Here is an 18,687-nt window from a genome sequence, read left to right on the forward strand (position 1 = left end):
CTCCGAACAAATTCGGATCTGCGCCCATCCCGGCGCAGATAAGGGTTCCTGTTTTTCAAAATATCCGGGTGGCGCCATCATCGCCCAGCCGGAGCACCTCAGAGAAAGGAATGCATATGGCTTCTGCACTCTGCACTTTTCTGCCGCATGCACTCTGCCGCTTTCCGGAAATCGATAGCGGCATCATGCGCAGCTTCCGCCAGACGGTGGACAACGGTTTCAAAAGCTTCGTCCGCTCTTATGGCGATATACTCGATACGCTGACCCGACCACTGCAATGGTTTTTGAACTGGCTGCAGCATCTCTTTACCGACAGCCCCTGGTTTCTGGTGATCCTGGCCTTTGCGCTGATCGTGCTGGCCCTGAGCCGCAATGTGAAAATTGCGCTGGGCACGGCGGCAGCGCTTTTGATGATCGGCTTTGTCGGTCTCTGGGAAGACACCATGGTGACACTGGCCATGGTGACCGTTTGCACGCTTTGCGCCGTCGTCATCGGCATTCCGCTCGGCATCTGGATGGGGCGTTCCGACCGGGCACAGACGGTGTTCAACCCGGTGCTGGACGTGATGCAGACCATGCCGAGCTTCGTCTATCTCATTCCGGTGGTGATGATTTTCGGCATCGGCAAGGTGCCGGGGCTGATTGCCGTGGTGATTTATGCCGTCGCACCGATTATCCGTCTCACCAATCTCGGGATCCGGCTGGTGGACAGGGAAGCGCTGGAAGCGGCGGATGCCTTTGGCTCCTCGTCCACCCAGAAGCTTTTCAATGTGCAATTGCCGCTGGCACTGCCCAATATCATGGCCGGCATCAACCAGACGATCATGATGTCGCTGGCCATGGTGGTCGTCGCTTCGATGATTGGCGTGGGCGGTCTGGGCAAGAACGTGTTGCAGGCGATTACCAACCAGTTCTTCACGGTGGGCTTCCTCAACGGGTTTGCGCTCGTCGCCATCGCCATCATTTTCGACCGCGCCAGCCAGGCCTATGGCCGCCGTCTGCAGAAGCATACGGAGGTGGTGCATGGATGATTGCCTTGCTGCACACCTTCACCCGATCCTTTCAACCCGGCGCGGAGAAACGGCATGAACAAGACTGAAAACCGCTCGAGCCAGGGCATTGAAATCCGCAATCTCTACAAGATCTTCGGTCCACAGGCGGACCGGCATCTGGAGGCGGCGAAAAACGGCATCGGCAAGACCGAGCTCAATCGTGATACCGGCCATGTCATCGGCCTGCGCGATATCAACATCTCCATGCCCGGCGGGGAAATCACCGTGGTCATGGGCCTTTCCGGCTCGGGCAAATCGACGCTCATCCGCCACATCAATCGCCTGATCGAGCCGACGGCGGGTGAGGTGCTCTATGACGGCGACGATGTCTGCCGCATGACGCCTTCGGCGCTCAGAGACTTCCGCCGCCGCAAGACGGCGATGGTGTTCCAGAAGTTCGGCCTTCTGCCCCACCGTACCGTTATGGAAAACGCCGTTTACGGCCTGGACATCCAGCGCGTGCCGCGCAGTGAAAGTGTGAAGACGGGCCGCTACTGGCTGGAACGCGTTGGCCTGAACGGCTATGAGGACCACTATCCCAACCAGCTTTCCGGCGGCATGCAGCAGCGTGTCGGGCTGGCGCGGGCGCTGGCCAATGATGCCGATATCCTGCTGATGGACGAGGCCTATTCAGCACTGGACCCGCTGATCCGCGTCGATATGCAGACCATGCTGCTGGACCTTCAGGACGAATTGAAGAAGACCGTGGTCTTCATCACCCATGACCTGGATGAAGCGCTGCGGCTGGGTGACAAGATCGTCATTCTTCGCGATGGCGAAGTGGTGCAGCAGGGCAGCGGTCAGGACATCGTGCTGAACCCCGCCAATGATTACATTTCCGCCTTCGTACGCGAGGTCAATCGAGGCCGGGTGATCCGCATTTCCACCATCATGAGCCAACCGCGCACGCTCTCCTCCCATCTCAAGCTGAGGGGCGCAACGACGCTGGAAACCGCTGCCAGAGCCATGGTGGAAAGCGAAGTGAGCGCCGCCCACGTAACCGACAAGACCGGAAAAATCATCGGCACCATCGATCTTTCCGGCATCGTCGGCGCCATGGTCAACAGGACCGCGCCGCCCATGGCGCTTGCGGCTGAATAAAACCGGACCTACGAAAAATCATTGAAAATGACAGTTCGTATTCCATTTCCGCATATCTCAAGGCGAAGATGCGGATGCATCTTTGCCTTGAGATAATATGTTTCGTTCAGGTGCCGGAAACGGCAGCCTGAACGAAAGCCACGTAGCGGTCCTTGAGGCCGGGCATGGCGCGATCGGCCATCACCATGCCGATCTGGAAGCGGTTGAAATTGTCGGCCTCCTCCAATGCCATCTGCGCCATATCGATGATCGAGCTGTCATAGGCTTCGGCATTGTCAGCGACATCGCGGATGAAAGCGCCGAGAAACAGATTGGAAATATCGGTGCCCAGCCGCTGCCGCTCGTCAATGGAAAGCGGCGAGCCTGCCTTGTTCACCAGAATAAAGAGATCGAGATAGCGGAACAGGTTTCGATAGCGGGCCGCCTGCTCCGGCAGCCCCGCTGCTTCGAACTGCTGGCGGCGGGACGCTTCGATATCAGGCGCACTTGCCCAGCCATCGGCAGCACGATGATAGACGATGGAGCGATCCTCAGCCATTTTCGCCGAAGCAATCAACGCCAGCGAAAGCGCCGGCAAGGCGTAGGCGCCCCTGGTGGGGTGCATGCGGTGGAACAGATCGAGCGCCGCGATCAGCGGCTCTCGCCGCCAGATGGCATGAAGGCCCGGATGACCGGGCGGCAGCGCTCCGGCATAGGCTGCAAGCCGCTCGCCCGGCGCGGCCTGATTAAGAACAATCGAGAGCCTTGCAGGGTTCTCACCCGCCCCGATGACCTCTTCCAGCATTGGGAGGACGCCGATATGGTCGAAAGGCAGGTCTTCAAGATCGAAGGGCATGGCTGTGGGATCGGCTGACAGGCGATCACCATCGGTAGCGATGAAGACGAATGGCGTCTCGGCAGCCTGCGCTGCGGCAAGAAGTGCGCCGCTCAGTGTATCGCCGGACAGGGTCCGAACCCGGCCCTCGCCCTTTTCCTGCGCATAGGCCGCCTTTTGCGGATCGCCCGCCAGATCGGCCAGCACCAGCAACGCATCCCGCGCGGCTGCGAAGGCCAGCGCCTGATCGATGGATGGATGTGCTGCGGTAAAATCGCGGGGGCTGATCAGGCAGACGGTCAGTTGCGGCATGAGGTCTCCAACAGGCAATCATCAAAACAGTAGGAACCGGTTTTCCGCATGTCCAGAGAACGTATTTAAGCAAGATGCGAAGGCAAGTGATTCCGTTTATTCGCCCAGACTTTGCTGTGAGACCAACAAAGTCAACCAAGGGCAGAAGGGGAGCGCAAGGCTCGCGCCAGCGCCAGCACCACAAATGGCCCCGACAGCAGGGGAATCGAGACGAAATGTCCAAGGTGATCGCGCAGGCCGCGGAACTCTATCGCAGCAACCGGCATGCAGAAGCGGCAAACCTTCTTCTGGCCGAGGACGCTGCCACCCCTCTTTCCTTGCAGGCACTTCTGCTTCTGGCGCAATCCAAGACCAAGCTTGGCGAAGCGGAAGCGGCGGCCCATCTCTTTGCGCGCGCAGCCGATGACCCGCAAGCGGATCGCAAGCTGATGCTGTCCCTGGCCCTCTCGCTGATGCTGAAGGCCGACCGCGCCCGCGATGCCTTCGATTACGCCAAGGCTCTGCTGGCGCTCGATCCGCAGAATGCTGACGCGGCAGCTGTCTATCGCCATTGCCTGCATCGCCGGCTGGATGTGGATGAGGCGCGCGTCTCCAATGCCAGCCTTCGCGCCGCCCTTGCGGCGGGCGATGCCTTTGCCGCAGCCATCGAAAACCCGCTTGAAAACCTCTACTGGTGCGGAGACGAAGCTCTCAATCGCGCCGTCACCCGCATGCAGGGCGGCAAGCCCTATCGTGAAGAAGACCGGCTGAGACGCCGCGCCAGACCGCATGTCTTCGGCGCACGGCCCCGCGTCGGCTATCTTTCCAACGATCTTTCCGATTGCCACGCGACGATCCAACTGCTTCAGGGTGTTCTGGATTTTCACGATCCCGAGGCGATCGATTTTACGCTGTTCTGCTATACGCCACAGGCATTGAAACGGGCTGACCAGGGCTTTCGCCAGCGCCATGCCGGGCGGATCGTTGATCTCAAGGATCTTTCCACCGAAGACGCGCATCGGCTGATCAGGGCGCAGGGGGTGGATATTCTTGTCGATCTCAAAGGCCATACCGGTGGCGCCTGGATCGATCTGGTCAATAGCGGTCCGGCACCGATTCAGGTGGCTTATCTCGGCTTTCCCGGTTCGGCGCGGGGCATTGATTGCGACTATATTCTCTCGGATGCCGTCGTCACGCCCCCCTCAAGCAGGCCTTATTATCATGAGGCTTTCTGTCTTTTGCCGGAAAGCTATCAGCCCAACGATATGGTGTATCGCCCCCTGCCACCGCCCCTCAGCCGCGCTGCGCTGGGATTGCCGGAAGACCGTCTGGTGTTTTCCTCCGTCAACACCATCCGCAAGATCACCCCGGAAACCTTCGACCTGTGGATGCGGGTGCTGAAGGCGGTGCCGGACAGTCTGCTTTACCTTCTGGGCGGCGATGATGGCGCGAATGCCCGGTTTCTGGGCGCCGTGTCCAGAGCTGGCGTCGATACGAGCCGGATCGTCTTCAGACCGACACTGTCCCATCTCGATCATCTCGCCGCGCTGCCCGCCTCCGATCTGGCCTTGGACACCTTCCCCTGTAGTGGCCACACGACAACCTCGGAGCAGCTCTGGATGGGCCTGCCGGTTCTGACCAGACAGGGCAGCAATTTTGCCTCGCGCGTTTCCGAAAGCCTGCTCCGCGCCGTGGGCCTACCCGAACTGGTGGCGCACGACGAGGAAAATTTCGTCGCCCGTGCCGTTCAGCTGGCGCAGAACGGGCAAAAGCGGCTGGAGATTCGCGAAAAGCTGCGCCGCAACCGGCGACTCATGCCGCTGTTCGATAGCGAACGCATGGCCCGGCACCTGGAAAAAGCGTTCTCCATGATGATCGAACGCGCCCGCCAGGGCCTGGAACCCGCCGACTTTGCCGTGCCTGCCGAGCCGCCGCGCAGCACGCCCTTTTCCATTGGCGAAAGGGCAAGCCCGGCTCAAGCTTAGCGGCCTTAGTTGGTTTCCTACATCCAATATCTGCCTATTATGAGAGCATCCATGTCGTCATCGCCCTTTCCCGATCGCCAGACCGTCGCCGATAAGCTTGCCGCTCTTGGCGAAGCCGATCAGTCCTTCCTGAAGCTGCTTTTCGAGAATCCGCAGCAGGATGAAGCCCTGGCCGAAGGCGTTTTCGCCTATCTCGATGCGGCTGCGAAATCGCGTTTCCTGAACTCGCTGAAACTGGAACGGTGCGGCGAGTGGCTGGGCAACGAGGCCCCGGGCCGGGTGCAGGTAAGGCTGATGGAAATTGCCAAATCCAGCCAGGAACCGGCCTATCAGGCCTTTCAGCAGGGGCTGAAACGCTCCGGCGGCCTGGAACGCGCCTATCCCAAGGCAAAGGTATAGGAAGCCGATGACGGACGCCTTTCAAAAGGTCGTACAAGCCTATCGAAATGGCGCCTATGATCACTGCCTGACGCTTGCAGCACCTCTGTTGCGCTCTCCCAAACCGCATCCGGCGCTGCTGCTTATGGCGGCCCAGGCGAGCGTCAAGCTCGAGCGAAATGCGGAGGCTGCGCACTACTATGAAAAGGCTGCCGATGTGCATCAGGCAGAAGCGCCGACCCTTCTGCTGATGGCGGCGCGGCTGCTTTTCAATCTTCATCAGAAGGAAGCTGCCCTGGCGCTGATGCGCCGCTCGCAGGCGATGCGGCCCTTTGATGTCGAAAGTCTGACCACCTTCCGCCGTCTGTTGCGGGAACAGGCCTATCTGGACGAGATCGAGGCAGGTGATGCCGAGTTGCTAGCCCTGATGCAGCGCGGCGCTCCCCAGGCCTTTCTGGTGGACGATCCGCACGAACACATCATGTGGTGCGCCGATGAGGCGCTGAACGGGCTGAACCGGCGCATGCCGACGGGAACGGCCTTTACGGCGGAAAGCCGCAGCGCGCGCCGGGCCATGCCGCATGCGTGGGCAGAGCGCATCCGTATCGGTTATCTCAGCAATGATGTCTCCGACCAGCATGCCACCATGATTCTGTTTCGCGGTGTGCTGGCCAGCCACGATCCGGCGCGGTTCGATGTGACGCTGTTCTGCTATACCGATCCGGATGTGGCCGCGACCGATCAGGGCTTTCGCACATCCTGTCCCAATCTCGTCTCTATCACCGATCTTGATGACGAGAGCGCCGCAGAGGTGATCCGTGCCCGCGGCATCGATATTCTCGTCGATCTGAAGGGCCATACACGCGATGCTCGTGTCGATCTGGTCAATCGCGGGCTTGCGCCGGTCCAGGCGGCCTATCTTGGCTTTCCGGGCAGCGCTTACGGCATTGATTGCGACTATGTCATCGGAGACCGGATCGTGCTGGCCGATGGCATGCAGCCGCATTACCACGAAGCCTTCTGCCGATTGCCGGAGTGCTACCAGTCAAACGATGCCTTTCTGCGCCCTTTGCCCGAGGCGACTTTACGCTCGCAACTCGGCCTGCCGGAAGAGGCGCTCATCCTTGCCTCCTTCAACGGCATCCGCAAACTGAACGCTGCAACGCTGCGCTCCTGGGCAACCATTTTGAGGTCGGTGCCGAATGCCGTACTGTGGATGATGTGCGGTGATGCGGTGGCGCAGCGCAATATTCTGACATTTCTGGACGCTCACGGCGTGGCTTCGCATCAGGTGGCTTTCGCCACCCGCGCCAATTATGCCAGCCACATCGCACGGCTCAGGGCCGCAGACCTCGCGCTGGACAGCCATCCCTATAATGGCCACACCACCACGTCCGATGCGCTTTGGGCAGGCCTGCCAGTCATTGCCCGCAGGGGCAGCAATTTCGCCTCCCGTGTTTCCGAAAGCCTGCTCAGCGCGCTGAATGTCCCGGAACTCTTGGCAGAGGATGAGGCCGGCTATGAAGCGCTGGCGATAGAGCTTGCAACGGACACGGCAAAACGTCTGGCCCTGCGAAAAAAGATTGAGGCCAATCGTTTCATGGCGCCGCTTTTCGATACCGAGCGTTTTACCCGCCATTTGGAGCGGGCCTATGAGATGATGGTGGAGCGGCAGCGGGCGGGCCTGGCCCCGGCCGCCTTCGATGTGCCTGCCCTGCCGGTACGGACTGAGCCATTCCAACCCTGATCAGGGCCGCGTGCCGATGACGGCGATGATGACGCCAAGGGGAAAGCCGCGATCGATGCGTCCCTGCTCCGGGATTGCGAGGCTGGAAATACTGCCGTCGAGAAAAAGCGCATTCGGCGTCTTCAGCCTGTCGCGAAACAACGTGGCAAAGTCAAAGAAGCGCACAGGGCCCTGGCTGATGGCGAAAAAGACCTGCCCGTTAACGTCCACGCCGACCCCGTTGCGGATCTTCAGGCTGTCGCTATCGGGCAGAAAGCGCGGATGGATCTTGCCATCGATGACCAGCATCGGGCCGGATTGGGTGGCGAAATCGGCCCGGCCAACCTGCGCCAGAAAGGCAGAGGTCTCCATCACGCCTGCCTTGTCTGCGGCCACATAGAACACACCATTCGGTTTCAGATGAAAATTGCCCCAGCCATCCCTCAGGTTAGCGGGGTGACGGATCTGGCCATATTCCATGAACAGACCGGCAGGCGAAAGATCGTCCTCATACATGCCGCCATTCATCGCGACGGTGAGGATGTGATGCTCCTGCCAGAGCCCCTGAATGAGCGAATCGAAATTGCCGTAAGGCGTGCCGTCCGTGCGCTTATTATAGATCCGGATGGTTTCCTTCGCCGGATCAAAACGGCAAATCGTATAGGTTGCACCCTGCCAGACTTCGTCTCCACAGCTTGGCGCAAGCTCCGCAGAAGAAATCTGCGCCGCACTTAAAAACAAAGAAAGAATAGCAATAACAAACAAATATCGATGCATATTCATCTCATGTGAGAAGCGTCGTTTCCTGACAGGTCACGCACCACTTACCTTAGGTCAAGTAACCGATCTTTACAATTTTAACTTTTCCTTAACAATCATCCTTATGTCGCCGATTCATGACAGCGATTTCAAGAACATGCGGGCGAGACCCCTGGGTATATCTCCCAGAACGCGCAGGGGTTTTGCGAGAATGACATGCGAAAAATAACCCCTCCACCTCCGTAAGGGATCTTTCATCATGCCTTTGATCACATTTGCCAATACCAAGGGTGGTGCCGGAAAGACCACTGCCGTTCTGCTCGTGGCCTCCGATCTTGTGCGCCGCGGCCAGCGCGTGACGATAGTCGACGCCGACCCGCGCCGCTGGATCAGCCGCTGGCTGGATATTTCCGAGGAAATAAAGGGCCTTTCCGTCCTGCCAGCCTGCGAAGACGACATTGAAGATGTGGTGGCCAAGGCGAAGAAAAAGGGCGGGCAGGTCCTGATCGATCTGCCATCGTCGCATGATGCCTTGCTGGCCAAGGCCGTGGGGCTTGCAGATCATGTGCTCATTCCGGTGCAGGGTTGCGCCATGGATGCCGCAGGTGCGGCGGAAGTTCTGGACCTGCTGAAAGAACTCGATCTGCGCTGCCAGGTCAAAATCCCGCATTCCGTGGTGCTCACCCGCGTCAACGCTGCCGTTACCACCAGGGCTCTTCATGCCGCACGGGAATTTCTTGGCGAACTTCGCATTCCGGTGCTGGCGACGGCTATTACCGAGCGCGCCGCCTATCGCGATATTTTCGATAAGGGCGGTCTGTTGCATGGGCTGAAGGAAAGCGAAGTCAGCAACGTCAAAAAGGCGATTGAAAACGCCGAGCGCCTGACGGATGAAATTTTAGCTTTGGTGCCGCAAAAGGCCGTTCGCACGCCTTCAGTCAAAAAGGCAGCGGCTGTGAAAAAAGCGGCCTGATGGCGTCTACTGGAGCGCGACGGTATTGCCGTTTGCGCTCTGGCCCGCTTCCTGAACCAGATTACCGGCCATATGGGTTGGCTGCGCCTGAAACGCCGTATGGGCCAAGGCCGAGGCCATGACAACGAACATATAGGCTGCACTGAGCTTCGCCAGACTGGTGAGTGACATGATTGCCTCCCTCATCTTCACCGAAAGACTACGCGTTCACCCTTTTTTTGGCGCGCCGCGCGGTTGGTCCGGCGGCACGTCCTTTGCTTGGCCTCATGCGGCGCGTGGATGCATGCTTACTGTGCAGCCCGCTTGACCCGATGGCCAGCATCCTCGGTCGCATTCACCGTGTTTGCAGCATCTTTACCCATACCACGGATCGTGTTGCCGCAAGATGACAGAGTGGCGACAGCCATCAACACGGCAGCGGCGGCGGCAAGTTTCTTCGAGTTCATATCCCAATCCTCTTTTTGATGCACAGGGCGTGCTTTGCGAATGGAACAACGCGGCTGAACGAAAAAAGTTCAAAACAAGGCAGCGACTTTGTGCGGCATATATGGCGCATGGCGCTGTAGGAGGAATTTAACCTCTTGCGATAAAGCTCGTCTCTCAAAAGGAGATCGAGATGAGCACTGATGCCCTCCCATCACCGGTCAAAAGCCCTATCCTGGTGATGACTGCCGGAGGCCCCAATCCGTGGATGGTGATCAATGCGCTGGCACAGCGTTTCGATGCCGTGCAGGTGCTGATCGAGGAGCCGGAAGGCAAGGGCGAGATATTCCGTCGAAGAGCAAAACGCCTTGGGCGGCTGCAAGCGGCCGGGCAGTTAGCCACCATGGCCGCCGCCAAGCTGCTGCGCCGAGCGGCAGGCCGCAGGATGGAAGCGATCTGCCAACAGCACGGTGCCGATCCACGTTTCAATACTACCCTGCCCGTCACCTCGGTGCGCAGCATCAATGCGCCGGAAACGCTGGAGGCTGTCACGGCCCTTCAGCCTGCCGTCATCCTGCTTGTCAGCACCAGACTGATGACCCGCAGCATGCTGGCTGCCATGCCCTGCCCGGTACTGAACCTGCATGCAGGGATCAACCCGATCTATCGCGGCCAGATGGGCGGCTATTGGTCGCTGGTTCTGGGCGACAGAGAGAATTTCGGCGCAACGATCCACCTCGTCGATGCCGGAACCGATACGGGGGAAACGCTTTATGAAGCGCGGACAGAACCCGCTGCCGGAGATTTCCTCTCCACCTATCCAATGCTGCTCACCGCCGCTGCCCTGCCCAGTGTCTGTCAGGCGATTGAGGATGCCTTGACTGGAAACCTGAGGCCCAAGCCCGCATCCGGCCCCTCTGCCCTGCGGTTTCCGCCGACGCTCTGGGCCTGGGTTTGGAACGGCGTGAGCAAAGGTATCTGGTAACAGTCTGTTCAAGAATTGCTGCTGGCCTGGCGAAAATGGTGATTTCGAGAACCGGAACGGAGCGTACTTAACGTACGTGAGTACCGGAAGCGCAGAAATTGCCATTTGCAGACGGCCAGCGGCGATTATTGGACGGACTGTAAGAACCTTCTTCAGGATATGGCACAGAAAGGTGGCCGCTCGGAAAATCGCATGAACAGCCGCTTTTTCGGGCGAAGCGTGATGCGCATCAGCGGCTCCACCTTTTCATCCCCGACGGATTGCAGACGGAAGCGCTGCAGCAGCACAGCCAGAATGGTCACCGCTTCCATGGTGGCAAAGGCGCTGCCGATGCAGACACGCGGCCCCGCACCGAAGGGCATGAAGGCATAGCGGTGACGGCCCTTCGCTTCTTCCTCGCTAAAACGGGAGGGATCGAAGCGCAACGGCTCATCCCACAGCGCCTGATGGCGGTGAATGGCGTAAATGGGGATGAGCAGCACCAGACCCTTCGGCAGCAGATGCTCTCCCAGACGGAAGGGTTTTTCCACCGTGCGCACGATGATCGGGGCTGGCGGGTAAAGCCGCATGGCCTCGTTGAAGACCTGCTTGGTATAAGTCAGTTGGTCGATATGCTCGGGCTGGACCGAACCCTTGCCGACCACCTCATGAATTTCGCGGCAGACCTGCTGCTCGATCTCCGGATGCCGGGAAAGGAGATGGAAGGTCCAGGCAAGACCCAGCGCCGTCGTTTCATGGCCTGCTGTCATGAAGGTCATCAGATTGTCGATGATCTGATCGTCATCCATCGACTGTCCGCTCTCCGGGTCACGGGCATTCAATAGCATGGCCACGAGGTCATCGCGCGAATCCGGGTTTGCCCGACGCTTTTCCAGCATGGTGCGCATGGCCTGGCGCAGATAGGTCACGGCAGCTCCCGCCCGGGATTTGCCCGGATAGGGCACCCATTCCGGCGCTTTCAAAAGCCCGAGCGCCACCACCCAACTGCTCGGCTCCAGATAATCGCTGACGCTGCGTTCAACCGCCTCGACATCAATGTTGTTGCGCCCCGACATCATGGTTTCAACGATGATATCAAAGGTGGTCTGCATCATCTCGTGGCCGATATCGAGAGCGCTGTCATGGGAAAGCGCCCACAGATCGCGGCGTCGCTCTGCGGCATCGATCATGGTGGGCAGGAAGCTCTTGAGCTTTTCCCACTGAAAGGCGGAGGCCACAGCCTGGCGCTGCCATTTCCAGTGTGCGCCATCCGCTGTCAGCAAGCCGTCGCCAAGGGCGGGACCCAAAGCGCGGCGCACATCCTCGCCCTTGCTGAGCGAGGCGCTGTTCTTCACCAACGCTTCATGGATGAGATGCGGATCGGAGATATAGAGGCGCGGGGCGTTGCCGAATTCCGCATAGACCAGCGGATGCACAAAAACTTCCGGCGGGATGGCTTCCAGCGGATTTCGGATCAACCGCGCAATGGTGAGAAGGGGCGATCGACGACTGGAAACCACGCCAGGGCTTTGCGGCGAGATTTCGAAACTTTGCTGCACAGTCATCGGCATCTCCCTTGATCGACCCGCTACATGTAGAAATCGATTAAGGCGTTTCAATGCAGGCAGCGGAATATCAGGCCGCCAGAAACTCCGAGGTGACGCTCTTGTCGCCCAGCACGCAGCGCACGTAATCCGCAACGGCCTTGACGGGCTGGGGGGCGTCGTCGCGTGTTGCAAGGCCGATGTCGTAAGTGCCGAGATCGGGAAGACCGTCGCGCTCCGTCAGTTCCATCATGTCATCCTGCAACAGGAAACGCGCCAGCGGCGCCACGGCGATATCCGCCTTGATCGCCGCGACCTGGCCCATGCGGTGGCCGCAGAAATAGGCAATCCGGAATTCCCGGCCCTGCTTCGTCAATTCCTCCAGCGCCCGCACCCGCCAGACGCAGCCCTCATTCCACACAGAGATCGGAAGGGGCGTCTTCAGATGTGCTTGTCCATGCTTCTTGCCCGCCCAGACCAGCTTTTCCCGCATGATGGTAAGCGAGGGATCGCTGGCCATGCCATCCAGAAAATTGAACAGCGTCAAATCCAGCCGCTTCTCCTCCACCGCACGCCGCAGCGGCATGGAGTTGTCGATGGTGACATCGATGGCCAGTTGCGGCCAGGTCTCGGCAAGATGGGTCAGAATGCCCGGCAGCAGCAGTTCGCCAATGTCATCCGGCGCGCCGAGCCGGACCACGCCACTCATTTCCGGTGTCAGGAAGCGCGAGACCGCCTCGTTGTTCAGCGAGAGCATGCGCTTGGCATAGCTCAACAGCAGATCTCCGTGCGGCGTCAGGGACACCGAGCGCGCATCGCGGCGGAACAGAGGCACGCCAAGCTGCTCCTCCAGCTTCTTGATCTGCATGGATACCGCCGAGGGCGTGCGGAAAACCTGCTCCGCAGCCTGGGTGAAGCTGCGGGTTTCGGAGATGGCAACAAAGGTGCGCAATACGTCGTTTTCGAGAAGCGGCAGGCTTGGGCGCTGAAAGGATGTCATCATCCACCTTCAATTTTTCTGTACCATTCCTTCATATCATTTCGTTTGCCTGAATGTCAAAGGCGGCAGACAATCCAGCTCGTGAAAACAACCTGACATCACGACAAGCGATGACAGACATCAAAAACATTCGCTTTTGTGATGGATATTTATCAGGCATCACGCATGGAAAGGCAAACCCAACACCGAAGGAGGATATCCCATGGCCTTGATCAGCAGCCCCTATTCCCTTTCCCGGCAACGCCGGTCATCCTTTGCAGCCACCATCTTTGCGGCAGGCAAGGAATGGTTCCTGCGGGCTCTCTTGAGCTATCGTGCGCGGCGGGAACGCCGGGCAACGGAACGCGCCATTCAGTCGCTTGCCCCGGAAACGCTGAAGGACATCGGCTGGCCGGCTGGCGAACGATAAGACGGTAGCGCGTATGAAATTTGATCAAAAAGCGGCGCTTGCCGATCCAGCGGCAGGCGCCGTTTGCTTTTAAAAGCTTCAAAAACCGATGAAAAAGCAGTCATTACCCGCTGTTTCCGCTTATTTTTCAGCCATGGCGACAATCATCACCATAAAAGGTCTGTAAAAAACCCCGGGTAGCCGTTGATGGCGTTATAGCTCATGCTATTGTCGCTTTTGAGCCATCAGGGCTGCGAAATCCGCGCAACCTTTGGCTTCTGTCAAGAGCACGGTGTCGAGATGAGCAAAACCCCTTCCACGAAACGCAGTATCGTATTTTTTCTCGTTCCCAATTTCACGCTTCTGCCGTTTGCGGGAGCCATCGAAACCCTGCGCATCGCCAACCGCATGCTGGGCTACAATGCCTATGAATGGCGGCTTGCCTCCACGGACGGGGAAAAGGTTTCCTCCTCTTCCGGCATCAGCATAGAGGTGAACACCTCGCTGGCCGATGAGCGGCGCTTTCTCTCCGGTGAAAACCGGCCGAACATGGCCATCGTCTGTTCGGGCGTCTATGTGGAAGACTTCAACAACAAATCCGTCAATGCATGGCTGCGCGAAGCCTATAACCGCAACGTGGCCATCGGCAGCCTCTGTACCGGCGCACATGTGCTGGCGCAGGCCGGATTGCTCAACGGCAAGCGCTGCGCCATCCATTGGGAAAACCTGCCGGGCTTCTCGGAAGCCTTCCCGCAGGCGGAAGTCTATGCCGATCTCTATGAGGTGGACGGCAATCTTTACACCTGCGCCGGCGGCACCGCCTCTCTTGACATGATGCTCAATCTGATCGGCCAGGATTTTGGCGAAGCGCTGGTCAACCGTGTCTGCGAGCAGCATCTGACGGACCGCGTCCGCGCTGCCAATGATCGCCAGCGCCTGCCGCTGCGCGCCCGTCTTGGCGTGCAGAACAACAAGGTGCTGCAGATCATCGAATTGATGGAAGCCAACCTTTCCGAGCCGCTGTCGCTTCTGGAAATCGCCGATCAGGTCGATCTCTCCCGCCGCCAGATCGAACGGCTGTTCCGGCAGGAAATGGGCCGCTCCCCTGCCCGCTATTATCTGGAAATCCGCCTCGACCGCGCCCGTCATCTGCTGGTGCAATCCTCGATGCCGGTGGTGGAAGTGGCCGTGGCCTGCGGCTTCGTCTCCGCCTCGCATTTTTCCAAATGCTACCGCGAGCTCTTTGGCCGCTCACCGCAGCAAGAGCGGGCCGAGCGCAAGCTGGGCGCGGCCAGCAACCGGGCAGCCGTGGCGGCTTGAACATAATCACCAAAATAAAGCTGGCCGGAGTTTTCCGGCCAGTTTTTTTCATGATGCATACCCGCTTTATCGGCAGGCTAGACCAGCGTCAGCCGACTTGCCCTTAGGCCGCGCCACCTTCGGATAGGGGCAATAGAGGTAATCCGGCGCCGAAAGCGCGGCAGCCTCGGCATTGCCTGCGGTTTTCGTGGCCTTGACGCCCTCAGGGGCCTTGCCCTTCTCCACCCAGTCCACCAGCGGCGAGAAGAAATCGAAATCGTCATAGGACGGACCGCCTGCGCCATGCGGCATGCCGGGAATGGCGTAGAAACGCACAAACTCGCCCGCCTTGCCATGATGATTACGGTTCAGCCGGTCATACCAGCGCTCGGTATCGACCACGGAAAATACCGGATCGGCATTGCCGTGAAAGACGATCATTTTGTGCCCCGCCTTGGCAAAGGCGGAAAGACGCGGATTATCCGTACCGGGCGGGATCATGAAATCCACGGCGGATTCCTTGAAAACATCTGTCTTCGCATCGATCTTCGGCGCATCCTTGTCAAAATCGAAGCTGCGCAAATAGGCGATCAGCGAATCGGGATCCTTGCCCGGATCGGTCGGCGGCGTGGTGAAGACCTGCGAGAGCGAAGCCGCCCCCATGACTGCGATGATCGGCTTGTTCTGCCAGGGAGCAACCTGGCTTTCCAGCTTCCAGCCGCGCCAATTGCGCGAGGCCATGCCCGGATCCCAGATCCAGCTGCTGTAAAGTGCCTTGCCCTTGCTGTCGCTGGGGCCTGCATGGCTCTTGCGCAGGGCGTCGATCTGCGGCTTGCTCAGGCAATCTGCGGTCTTGTCGCCGCTGCATTGCAGGCTGGAAATATTGAACTGCTTCTGGCAGGCCGCAGCGTCACCCACCAGACCATCCTCCCGCCCGTCGAGCTTATCGCAGGCCTTGACAATGGCCTTGGCCAGCAAGGCCATATCTGCCGGGCTGAAGGCCTTGGTAATGTCGTTATCGACACTGGACCAGGACTGTACGTCCCAGGCATGCTGGATGGCGGCGCGCGGAAGGTTCATGCCGGGATAGCCAACGAGAATACCGTCGAACTGATCCGGCAGGCGGGTGGCTGCCATCAAGCCGTGGCGACCGCCATTCGATCCGCCGATACCGTAACGATAGGCAATCTTCTTGCCGTAATATTGCTCGACCAGCGCCATGGCCAGCGGATTGAGCTTCTCGACCGCGCCATAACCATAGTCACTGCGGGCCTGCGGATCGAAGCCGAAGGCAGCACCGCCGGCCAATCCCTTGTCGGCAAAAGCCTTTTCATCGTGGCCCGCATCGCTGGAGACCACCGCATAACCGCGGCTGAGCGCGGTATCGGCCTTGTTGCCCCCCAGCAGCGGCCCGGTTGCGGGAAGCACCTTGCCATCATTGCCGCCATTGAACTGATGCACGAAACGATCGTTCCACTGATCCGGCAGGCGCATTTCAAAATGGATGGCATAGGCGCGCCCATCGATGCCCTGATGCGGCGCCACCTGCCCCTGCACAAGGCAATAGGCAATCTTGGTATCGGCATCGCCCTGCGGTTTGGACTGGGCCGTGGTGATGGTCATCCCCTTGGGATGGTTGCCTTCCGCGGCAATGTCTTCGCAAGTGGCGGCATAGGAAAGGCAAGGAAAAGCAAGCGACAGCAAGGCTGCGCCAGTCATAGATTTAAGCATGAACTCCTCCAAAATACGCTGGAAGAAAATCACCGCCGAATGGAATTTGTCAAACCTGGATTTTCACAGGACACGCGTTTGTGCACGGCGCTGTAGCGCTTTGCATCTGCTGCATGATTTTATCCTTAAATCCAATCAGATTTGAGGAATGATGCAGTAAGCAATAGGCCCAAAGCTATGTAACGGAAGAGAAAACGGCTTTCAGGCAACATGCTTGTCGGTTTCGAGCGCCACATCCGCAACGAAAGAAGAGGAAGCCTGATTGTCGAGGTGCATATCGTCCAGCGGGCGGTCGTCGCACAGGACGACACGGTTGCGCCCGGCGTTCTTGGCCGCATAGAGCGCCCGGTCAGCGCCGAGAACAACCGCTTCCATATCCGCGCCACCGCTTGCCGCCCGACGCACGCCGATGGACACCGTGGCACGAATGGTTTTGTCCTGCCATCTAAAAACCGTCTGCTCAAGGGAAAGACGCAGGTTTTCACAGAACTCCCAGGCGGTCTGGCGGCTGCAATCCTTCAGAAACAGGGCAAATTCTTCACCGCCGAACCGGCAGAAGTTCGTGTCAGGCGGCAATTGCGAGCGCACATGGCTGGTCAGACCGGCAAGCACGGTATCGCCGCCCATGTGGCCGAAGGTATCATTGATTTTCTTGAAGTGATCCACGTCCATCAAGACAAGAAAGCCGCCACGGGGCAGTTCGTGCTCCAACCGTTTCATGAAGGCGCGCCGATTGAGAATGCCGGTAAGCGCATCGGTTTCCGAGGCGATCTTGTATTGCAGCATGACCCGCTCTCGGCTGAGCGAAAAAATGCCGATACCACTGAGCAGAGAGACGATATGCAGCAGAAAGGTCAGCAGTCCGTACCATATGGAACCTGTGGTGCTGCCCATCTCCTGCACCGGAAAGATAAAACTGAGCGGTACCCGGCACAGATTGAGCAGAGCGTAGATTCCGATCAACACCGCCAGCACCGGTCTCGTGGGCAAGGGTTCCTGACGATAGCCGGACCAGATATCATAGGTCAGCCATCCAAGCTGAATACCCAGAAGCAACGAGCTCAGCACGATGCGCGCATTGATGTCGGCGGCAAAGGCGGGGCTGCCGAGATAGGCGGCCATCCACAGCACACCCGTCATCACGACCGGCACATGAAAGACCCGCCTGCCATCGAAGGCCCGAAAACCCTGCCAGACATACCCCACGCCGATGGACACCAGCGCATTTCCAAAGCCGATGGACCACAGAGCAGGTGCAATCCCCCGCAGCGCCAGCAAAAGCACGCCAACCGCGCCGATCGAAAAGCCGAGGCTCCACACCCAAAGCTCCAGCCGGGTTCTCTCGCGCCGCCACCCGATCAAGGTGAGCGAGCCGATGATGACCCAGCCTGCCAGCAGGCATAACATTAATGTTGGAACGTAGAAGAGCGAAGCCACTTGAGAAAACCCCAAAATATAGAAGGTTTTTAGAGGGAATTGATAAAGGAAAGAATAATGCGAGTATTAAGTTGCACTCTATTTCCGGTTTTGAACCAGAACAAGCACAATCTGTCGCAGGCTACCCCTCTCTTGACGTCGGCGCCGCAGACACGCAGATAAGGCCCATGAAGTCATCAGAAGCAGATATCCTCATCGTTCCCGGCTATACCAATTCCGGTCCGGACCATTGGCAGAGCCGCTGGCAGAACAAACTTTCCTCAGCCCGCCGCGTCGAGCAGGCCGAATGGTCGAAACCGGTCCGTGAAGACTGGGTCGAACGGCTGGTGACCGAGGTGAATAGTGCGGAAAAGCCCGTGGTGCTGGTCGCGCATTCGCTGGGCGTGCCCACGGCGGTTCACGCCGTTCCGCATTTTCGCAAGAAGGTGGCCGGCGCGTTCTTCGTGGCGCCGCCGGATGTCGCCAATCCCGCCATCCGCCCCAAACACCTCATGACCTTCGGGCCTTATCCGCGTGATCCCCTGCCATTTCCAACGCTGATGATTGCCAGCCGCAACGATCCCTTCGGCAGCTACGATCATGCCGAAGACATCGCCAAAGCCTGGGGAGCCCTTTTGATCGATGCAGGCGAGGCCGGACATATCAACAGCGAGTCGGGCCACGGTCCCTGGCCCGAAGGCACGATGGTCTTCGCCCAGTTCCTTGGCAAGTTGTGACGGTTTATACGAAGAGTCATTGAAGATGACTCTTCGTATTCCCTTTTCGAATATTTCAAGCCCCTGATGCATTTGAGATATTCGAAATTCCTTCAAGGCGAGGATG

The 18,687-nt window shown here is 58.9% G+C and carries 18 protein-coding genes; 10 read left to right on the forward strand and 8 right to left on the reverse strand.

Annotated features, from left to right (window positions below):
- The first annotated feature begins 116 nt into the window (after positions 1 to 116).
- Both QO005_RS00575 and QO005_RS00580 read left to right on the forward strand, forming a co-directional pair.
- Positions 117 to 1,031, forward strand: a complete 915-nt coding sequence (locus QO005_RS00575) for an ABC transporter permease (protein WP_307156030.1) — start codon at positions 117 to 119, stop codon at positions 1,029 to 1,031.
- 54 nt (positions 1,032 to 1,085) lie between these two features.
- A complete protein-coding gene (locus tag QO005_RS00580; RefSeq protein WP_307156031.1) occupies positions 1,086 to 2,153 on the forward strand; it encodes a quaternary amine ABC transporter ATP-binding protein in 1,068 nt (355 codons plus the stop codon).
- Between the two features lie 106 nt (positions 2,154 to 2,259).
- On the opposite strand, the gene QO005_RS00585 is transcribed toward QO005_RS00580, so the two are convergent.
- Entirely contained in the window at positions 2,260 to 3,279 is a 1,020-nt protein-coding gene (locus tag QO005_RS00585) for a hypothetical protein (protein ID WP_307156032.1), read from the reverse strand.
- Positions 3,280 to 3,494: 215 nt separating this feature from the next.
- Here QO005_RS00585 and QO005_RS00590 point away from each other — a divergent pair, with 215 nt between their 5' ends.
- The 3 genes from QO005_RS00590 to QO005_RS00600 are packed head-to-tail and all read left to right on the forward strand — an operon-like array spanning position 3,495 to position 7,368.
- Positions 3,495 to 5,243 (forward strand): O-linked N-acetylglucosamine transferase, SPINDLY family protein, encoded by a 1,749-nt coding sequence (locus QO005_RS00590; RefSeq protein WP_307156033.1) that lies wholly within the window; start codon positions 3,495 to 3,497, stop codon positions 5,241 to 5,243.
- Between the two features lie 51 nt (positions 5,244 to 5,294).
- Positions 5,295 to 5,642 (forward strand): hypothetical protein, encoded by a 348-nt coding sequence (locus tag QO005_RS00595; protein ID WP_307156034.1) that lies wholly within the window; start codon positions 5,295 to 5,297, stop codon positions 5,640 to 5,642.
- A gap of 7 nt (positions 5,643 to 5,649) precedes the next feature.
- Positions 5,650 to 7,368 carry an O-linked N-acetylglucosamine transferase, SPINDLY family protein gene (locus QO005_RS00600; protein WP_307156035.1) on the forward strand — a complete coding sequence of 573 codons (1,719 nt, stop codon included), beginning with the start codon at positions 5,650 to 5,652 and terminating at the stop codon, positions 7,366 to 7,368.
- Here the strand turns inward: QO005_RS00600 and QO005_RS00605 are convergent, their stop codons facing one another.
- Positions 7,369 to 8,124, reverse strand: coding sequence for a phosphodiester glycosidase family protein (locus QO005_RS00605; RefSeq protein WP_307156036.1), 756 nt, complete (start codon positions 8,122 to 8,124; stop codon positions 7,369 to 7,371). It abuts the gene before it with no gap.
- Between the two features lie 241 nt (positions 8,125 to 8,365).
- Between QO005_RS00605 and QO005_RS00610 the strand changes: the two genes are divergently transcribed.
- The gene (locus QO005_RS00610; RefSeq protein WP_307156037.1) at positions 8,366 to 9,079 is read left to right on the forward strand and encodes an AAA family ATPase; all 714 of its coding nucleotides are present in this window, start codon (positions 8,366 to 8,368) and stop codon (positions 9,077 to 9,079) included.
- A gap of 6 nt (positions 9,080 to 9,085) precedes the next feature.
- Here the strand turns inward: QO005_RS00610 and QO005_RS00615 are convergent, their stop codons facing one another.
- The gene (locus QO005_RS00615) at positions 9,086 to 9,250 is read right to left on the reverse strand and encodes a hypothetical protein (RefSeq protein ID WP_307156038.1); all 165 of its coding nucleotides are present in this window, start codon (positions 9,248 to 9,250) and stop codon (positions 9,086 to 9,088) included.
- A gap of 116 nt (positions 9,251 to 9,366) precedes the next feature.
- Positions 9,367 to 9,525 (reverse strand): entericidin domain-containing protein, encoded by a 159-nt coding sequence (locus QO005_RS00620; protein WP_307156039.1) that lies wholly within the window; start codon positions 9,523 to 9,525, stop codon positions 9,367 to 9,369.
- 170 nt (positions 9,526 to 9,695) lie between these two features.
- On the opposite strand from QO005_RS00620, the gene QO005_RS00625 reads away from it, so the two are divergent.
- Positions 9,696 to 10,487 (forward strand): formyl transferase, encoded by a 792-nt coding sequence (locus tag QO005_RS00625; RefSeq protein WP_307156040.1) that lies wholly within the window; start codon positions 9,696 to 9,698, stop codon positions 10,485 to 10,487.
- 152 nt (positions 10,488 to 10,639) lie between these two features.
- On the opposite strand, the gene QO005_RS00630 is transcribed toward QO005_RS00625, so the two are convergent.
- Entirely contained in the window at positions 10,640 to 12,031 is a 1,392-nt protein-coding gene (locus QO005_RS00630) for a cytochrome P450 (RefSeq protein ID WP_370877975.1), read from the reverse strand.
- A gap of 70 nt (positions 12,032 to 12,101) precedes the next feature.
- A complete protein-coding gene (locus tag QO005_RS00635) occupies positions 12,102 to 13,010 on the reverse strand; it encodes a LysR family transcriptional regulator (RefSeq protein WP_370877993.1) in 909 nt (302 codons plus the stop codon).
- Between the two features lie 202 nt (positions 13,011 to 13,212).
- Here QO005_RS00635 and QO005_RS00640 point away from each other — a divergent pair, with 202 nt between their 5' ends.
- Together QO005_RS00640 and QO005_RS00645 are read left to right on the forward strand one after the other, a co-directional pair.
- Positions 13,213 to 13,419, forward strand: a complete 207-nt coding sequence (locus QO005_RS00640; RefSeq protein WP_307156043.1) for a hypothetical protein — start codon at positions 13,213 to 13,215, stop codon at positions 13,417 to 13,419.
- Between the two features lie 279 nt (positions 13,420 to 13,698).
- Positions 13,699 to 14,718, forward strand: coding sequence for a GlxA family transcriptional regulator (locus tag QO005_RS00645; protein WP_307156044.1), 1,020 nt, complete (start codon positions 13,699 to 13,701; stop codon positions 14,716 to 14,718).
- A gap of 66 nt (positions 14,719 to 14,784) precedes the next feature.
- Here QO005_RS00645 and QO005_RS00650 read toward each other — a convergent pair whose 3' ends face one another.
- Positions 14,785 to 16,428, reverse strand: a complete 1,644-nt coding sequence (locus QO005_RS00650) for a tannase/feruloyl esterase family alpha/beta hydrolase (protein ID WP_307156045.1) — start codon at positions 16,426 to 16,428, stop codon at positions 14,785 to 14,787.
- 201 nt (positions 16,429 to 16,629) lie between these two features.
- Positions 16,630 to 17,865: a GGDEF domain-containing protein gene (locus QO005_RS00655; protein ID WP_307156046.1), complete on the reverse strand. Its 1,236-nt coding sequence runs from the start codon at positions 17,863 to 17,865 to the stop codon at positions 16,630 to 16,632.
- Between the two features lie 167 nt (positions 17,866 to 18,032).
- On the opposite strand from QO005_RS00655, the gene QO005_RS00660 reads away from it, so the two are divergent.
- Entirely contained in the window at positions 18,033 to 18,581 is a 549-nt protein-coding gene (locus QO005_RS00660) for an RBBP9/YdeN family alpha/beta hydrolase (RefSeq protein WP_307156047.1), read from the forward strand.
- Positions 18,582 to 18,687: the final 106 nt, after the last annotated feature.

Source organism: Allorhizobium paknamense, assembly GCF_030815125.1.
GTDB classification, from domain to species: Bacteria; Pseudomonadota; Alphaproteobacteria; order Rhizobiales; family Rhizobiaceae; genus Allorhizobium; species Allorhizobium paknamense.

Coding starts and splice junctions, on each gene's coding strand:
- QO005_RS00575 (WP_307156030.1), top strand. CDS start 117: ATGGCTTCTGCACTCTGCACTTTTCTGCCGCATGCACTCTGCCGCTTT.
- QO005_RS00580 (WP_307156031.1), top strand. CDS start 1,086: ATGAACAAGACTGAAAACCGCTCGAGCCAGGGCATTGAAATCCGCAAT.
- QO005_RS00585 (WP_307156032.1), bottom strand. CDS start 3,279: ATGCCGCAACTGACCGTCTGCCTGATCAGCCCCCGCGATTTTACCGCA.
- QO005_RS00590 (WP_307156033.1), top strand. CDS start 3,495: ATGTCCAAGGTGATCGCGCAGGCCGCGGAACTCTATCGCAGCAACCGG.
- QO005_RS00595 (WP_307156034.1), top strand. CDS start 5,295: ATGTCGTCATCGCCCTTTCCCGATCGCCAGACCGTCGCCGATAAGCTT.
- QO005_RS00600 (WP_307156035.1), top strand. CDS start 5,650: ATGACGGACGCCTTTCAAAAGGTCGTACAAGCCTATCGAAATGGCGCC.
- QO005_RS00605 (WP_307156036.1), bottom strand. CDS start 8,124: ATGCATCGATATTTGTTTGTTATTGCTATTCTTTCTTTGTTTTTAAGT.
- QO005_RS00610 (WP_307156037.1), top strand. CDS start 8,366: ATGCCTTTGATCACATTTGCCAATACCAAGGGTGGTGCCGGAAAGACC.
- QO005_RS00615 (WP_307156038.1), bottom strand. CDS start 9,250: ATGTCACTCACCAGTCTGGCGAAGCTCAGTGCAGCCTATATGTTCGTT.
- QO005_RS00620 (WP_307156039.1), bottom strand. CDS start 9,525: ATGAACTCGAAGAAACTTGCCGCCGCCGCTGCCGTGTTGATGGCTGTC.
- QO005_RS00625 (WP_307156040.1), top strand. CDS start 9,696: ATGAGCACTGATGCCCTCCCATCACCGGTCAAAAGCCCTATCCTGGTG.
- QO005_RS00630 (WP_370877975.1), bottom strand. CDS start 12,031: ATGACTGTGCAGCAAAGTTTCGAAATCTCGCCGCAAAGCCCTGGCGTG.
- QO005_RS00635 (WP_370877993.1), bottom strand. CDS start 13,010: ATGACATCCTTTCAGCGCCCAAGCCTGCCGCTTCTCGAAAACGACGTA.
- QO005_RS00640 (WP_307156043.1), top strand. CDS start 13,213: ATGGCCTTGATCAGCAGCCCCTATTCCCTTTCCCGGCAACGCCGGTCA.
- QO005_RS00645 (WP_307156044.1), top strand. CDS start 13,699: ATGAGCAAAACCCCTTCCACGAAACGCAGTATCGTATTTTTTCTCGTT.
- QO005_RS00650 (WP_307156045.1), bottom strand. CDS start 16,428: ATGCTTAAATCTATGACTGGCGCAGCCTTGCTGTCGCTTGCTTTTCCT.
- QO005_RS00660 (WP_307156047.1), top strand. CDS start 18,033: ATGAAGTCATCAGAAGCAGATATCCTCATCGTTCCCGGCTATACCAAT.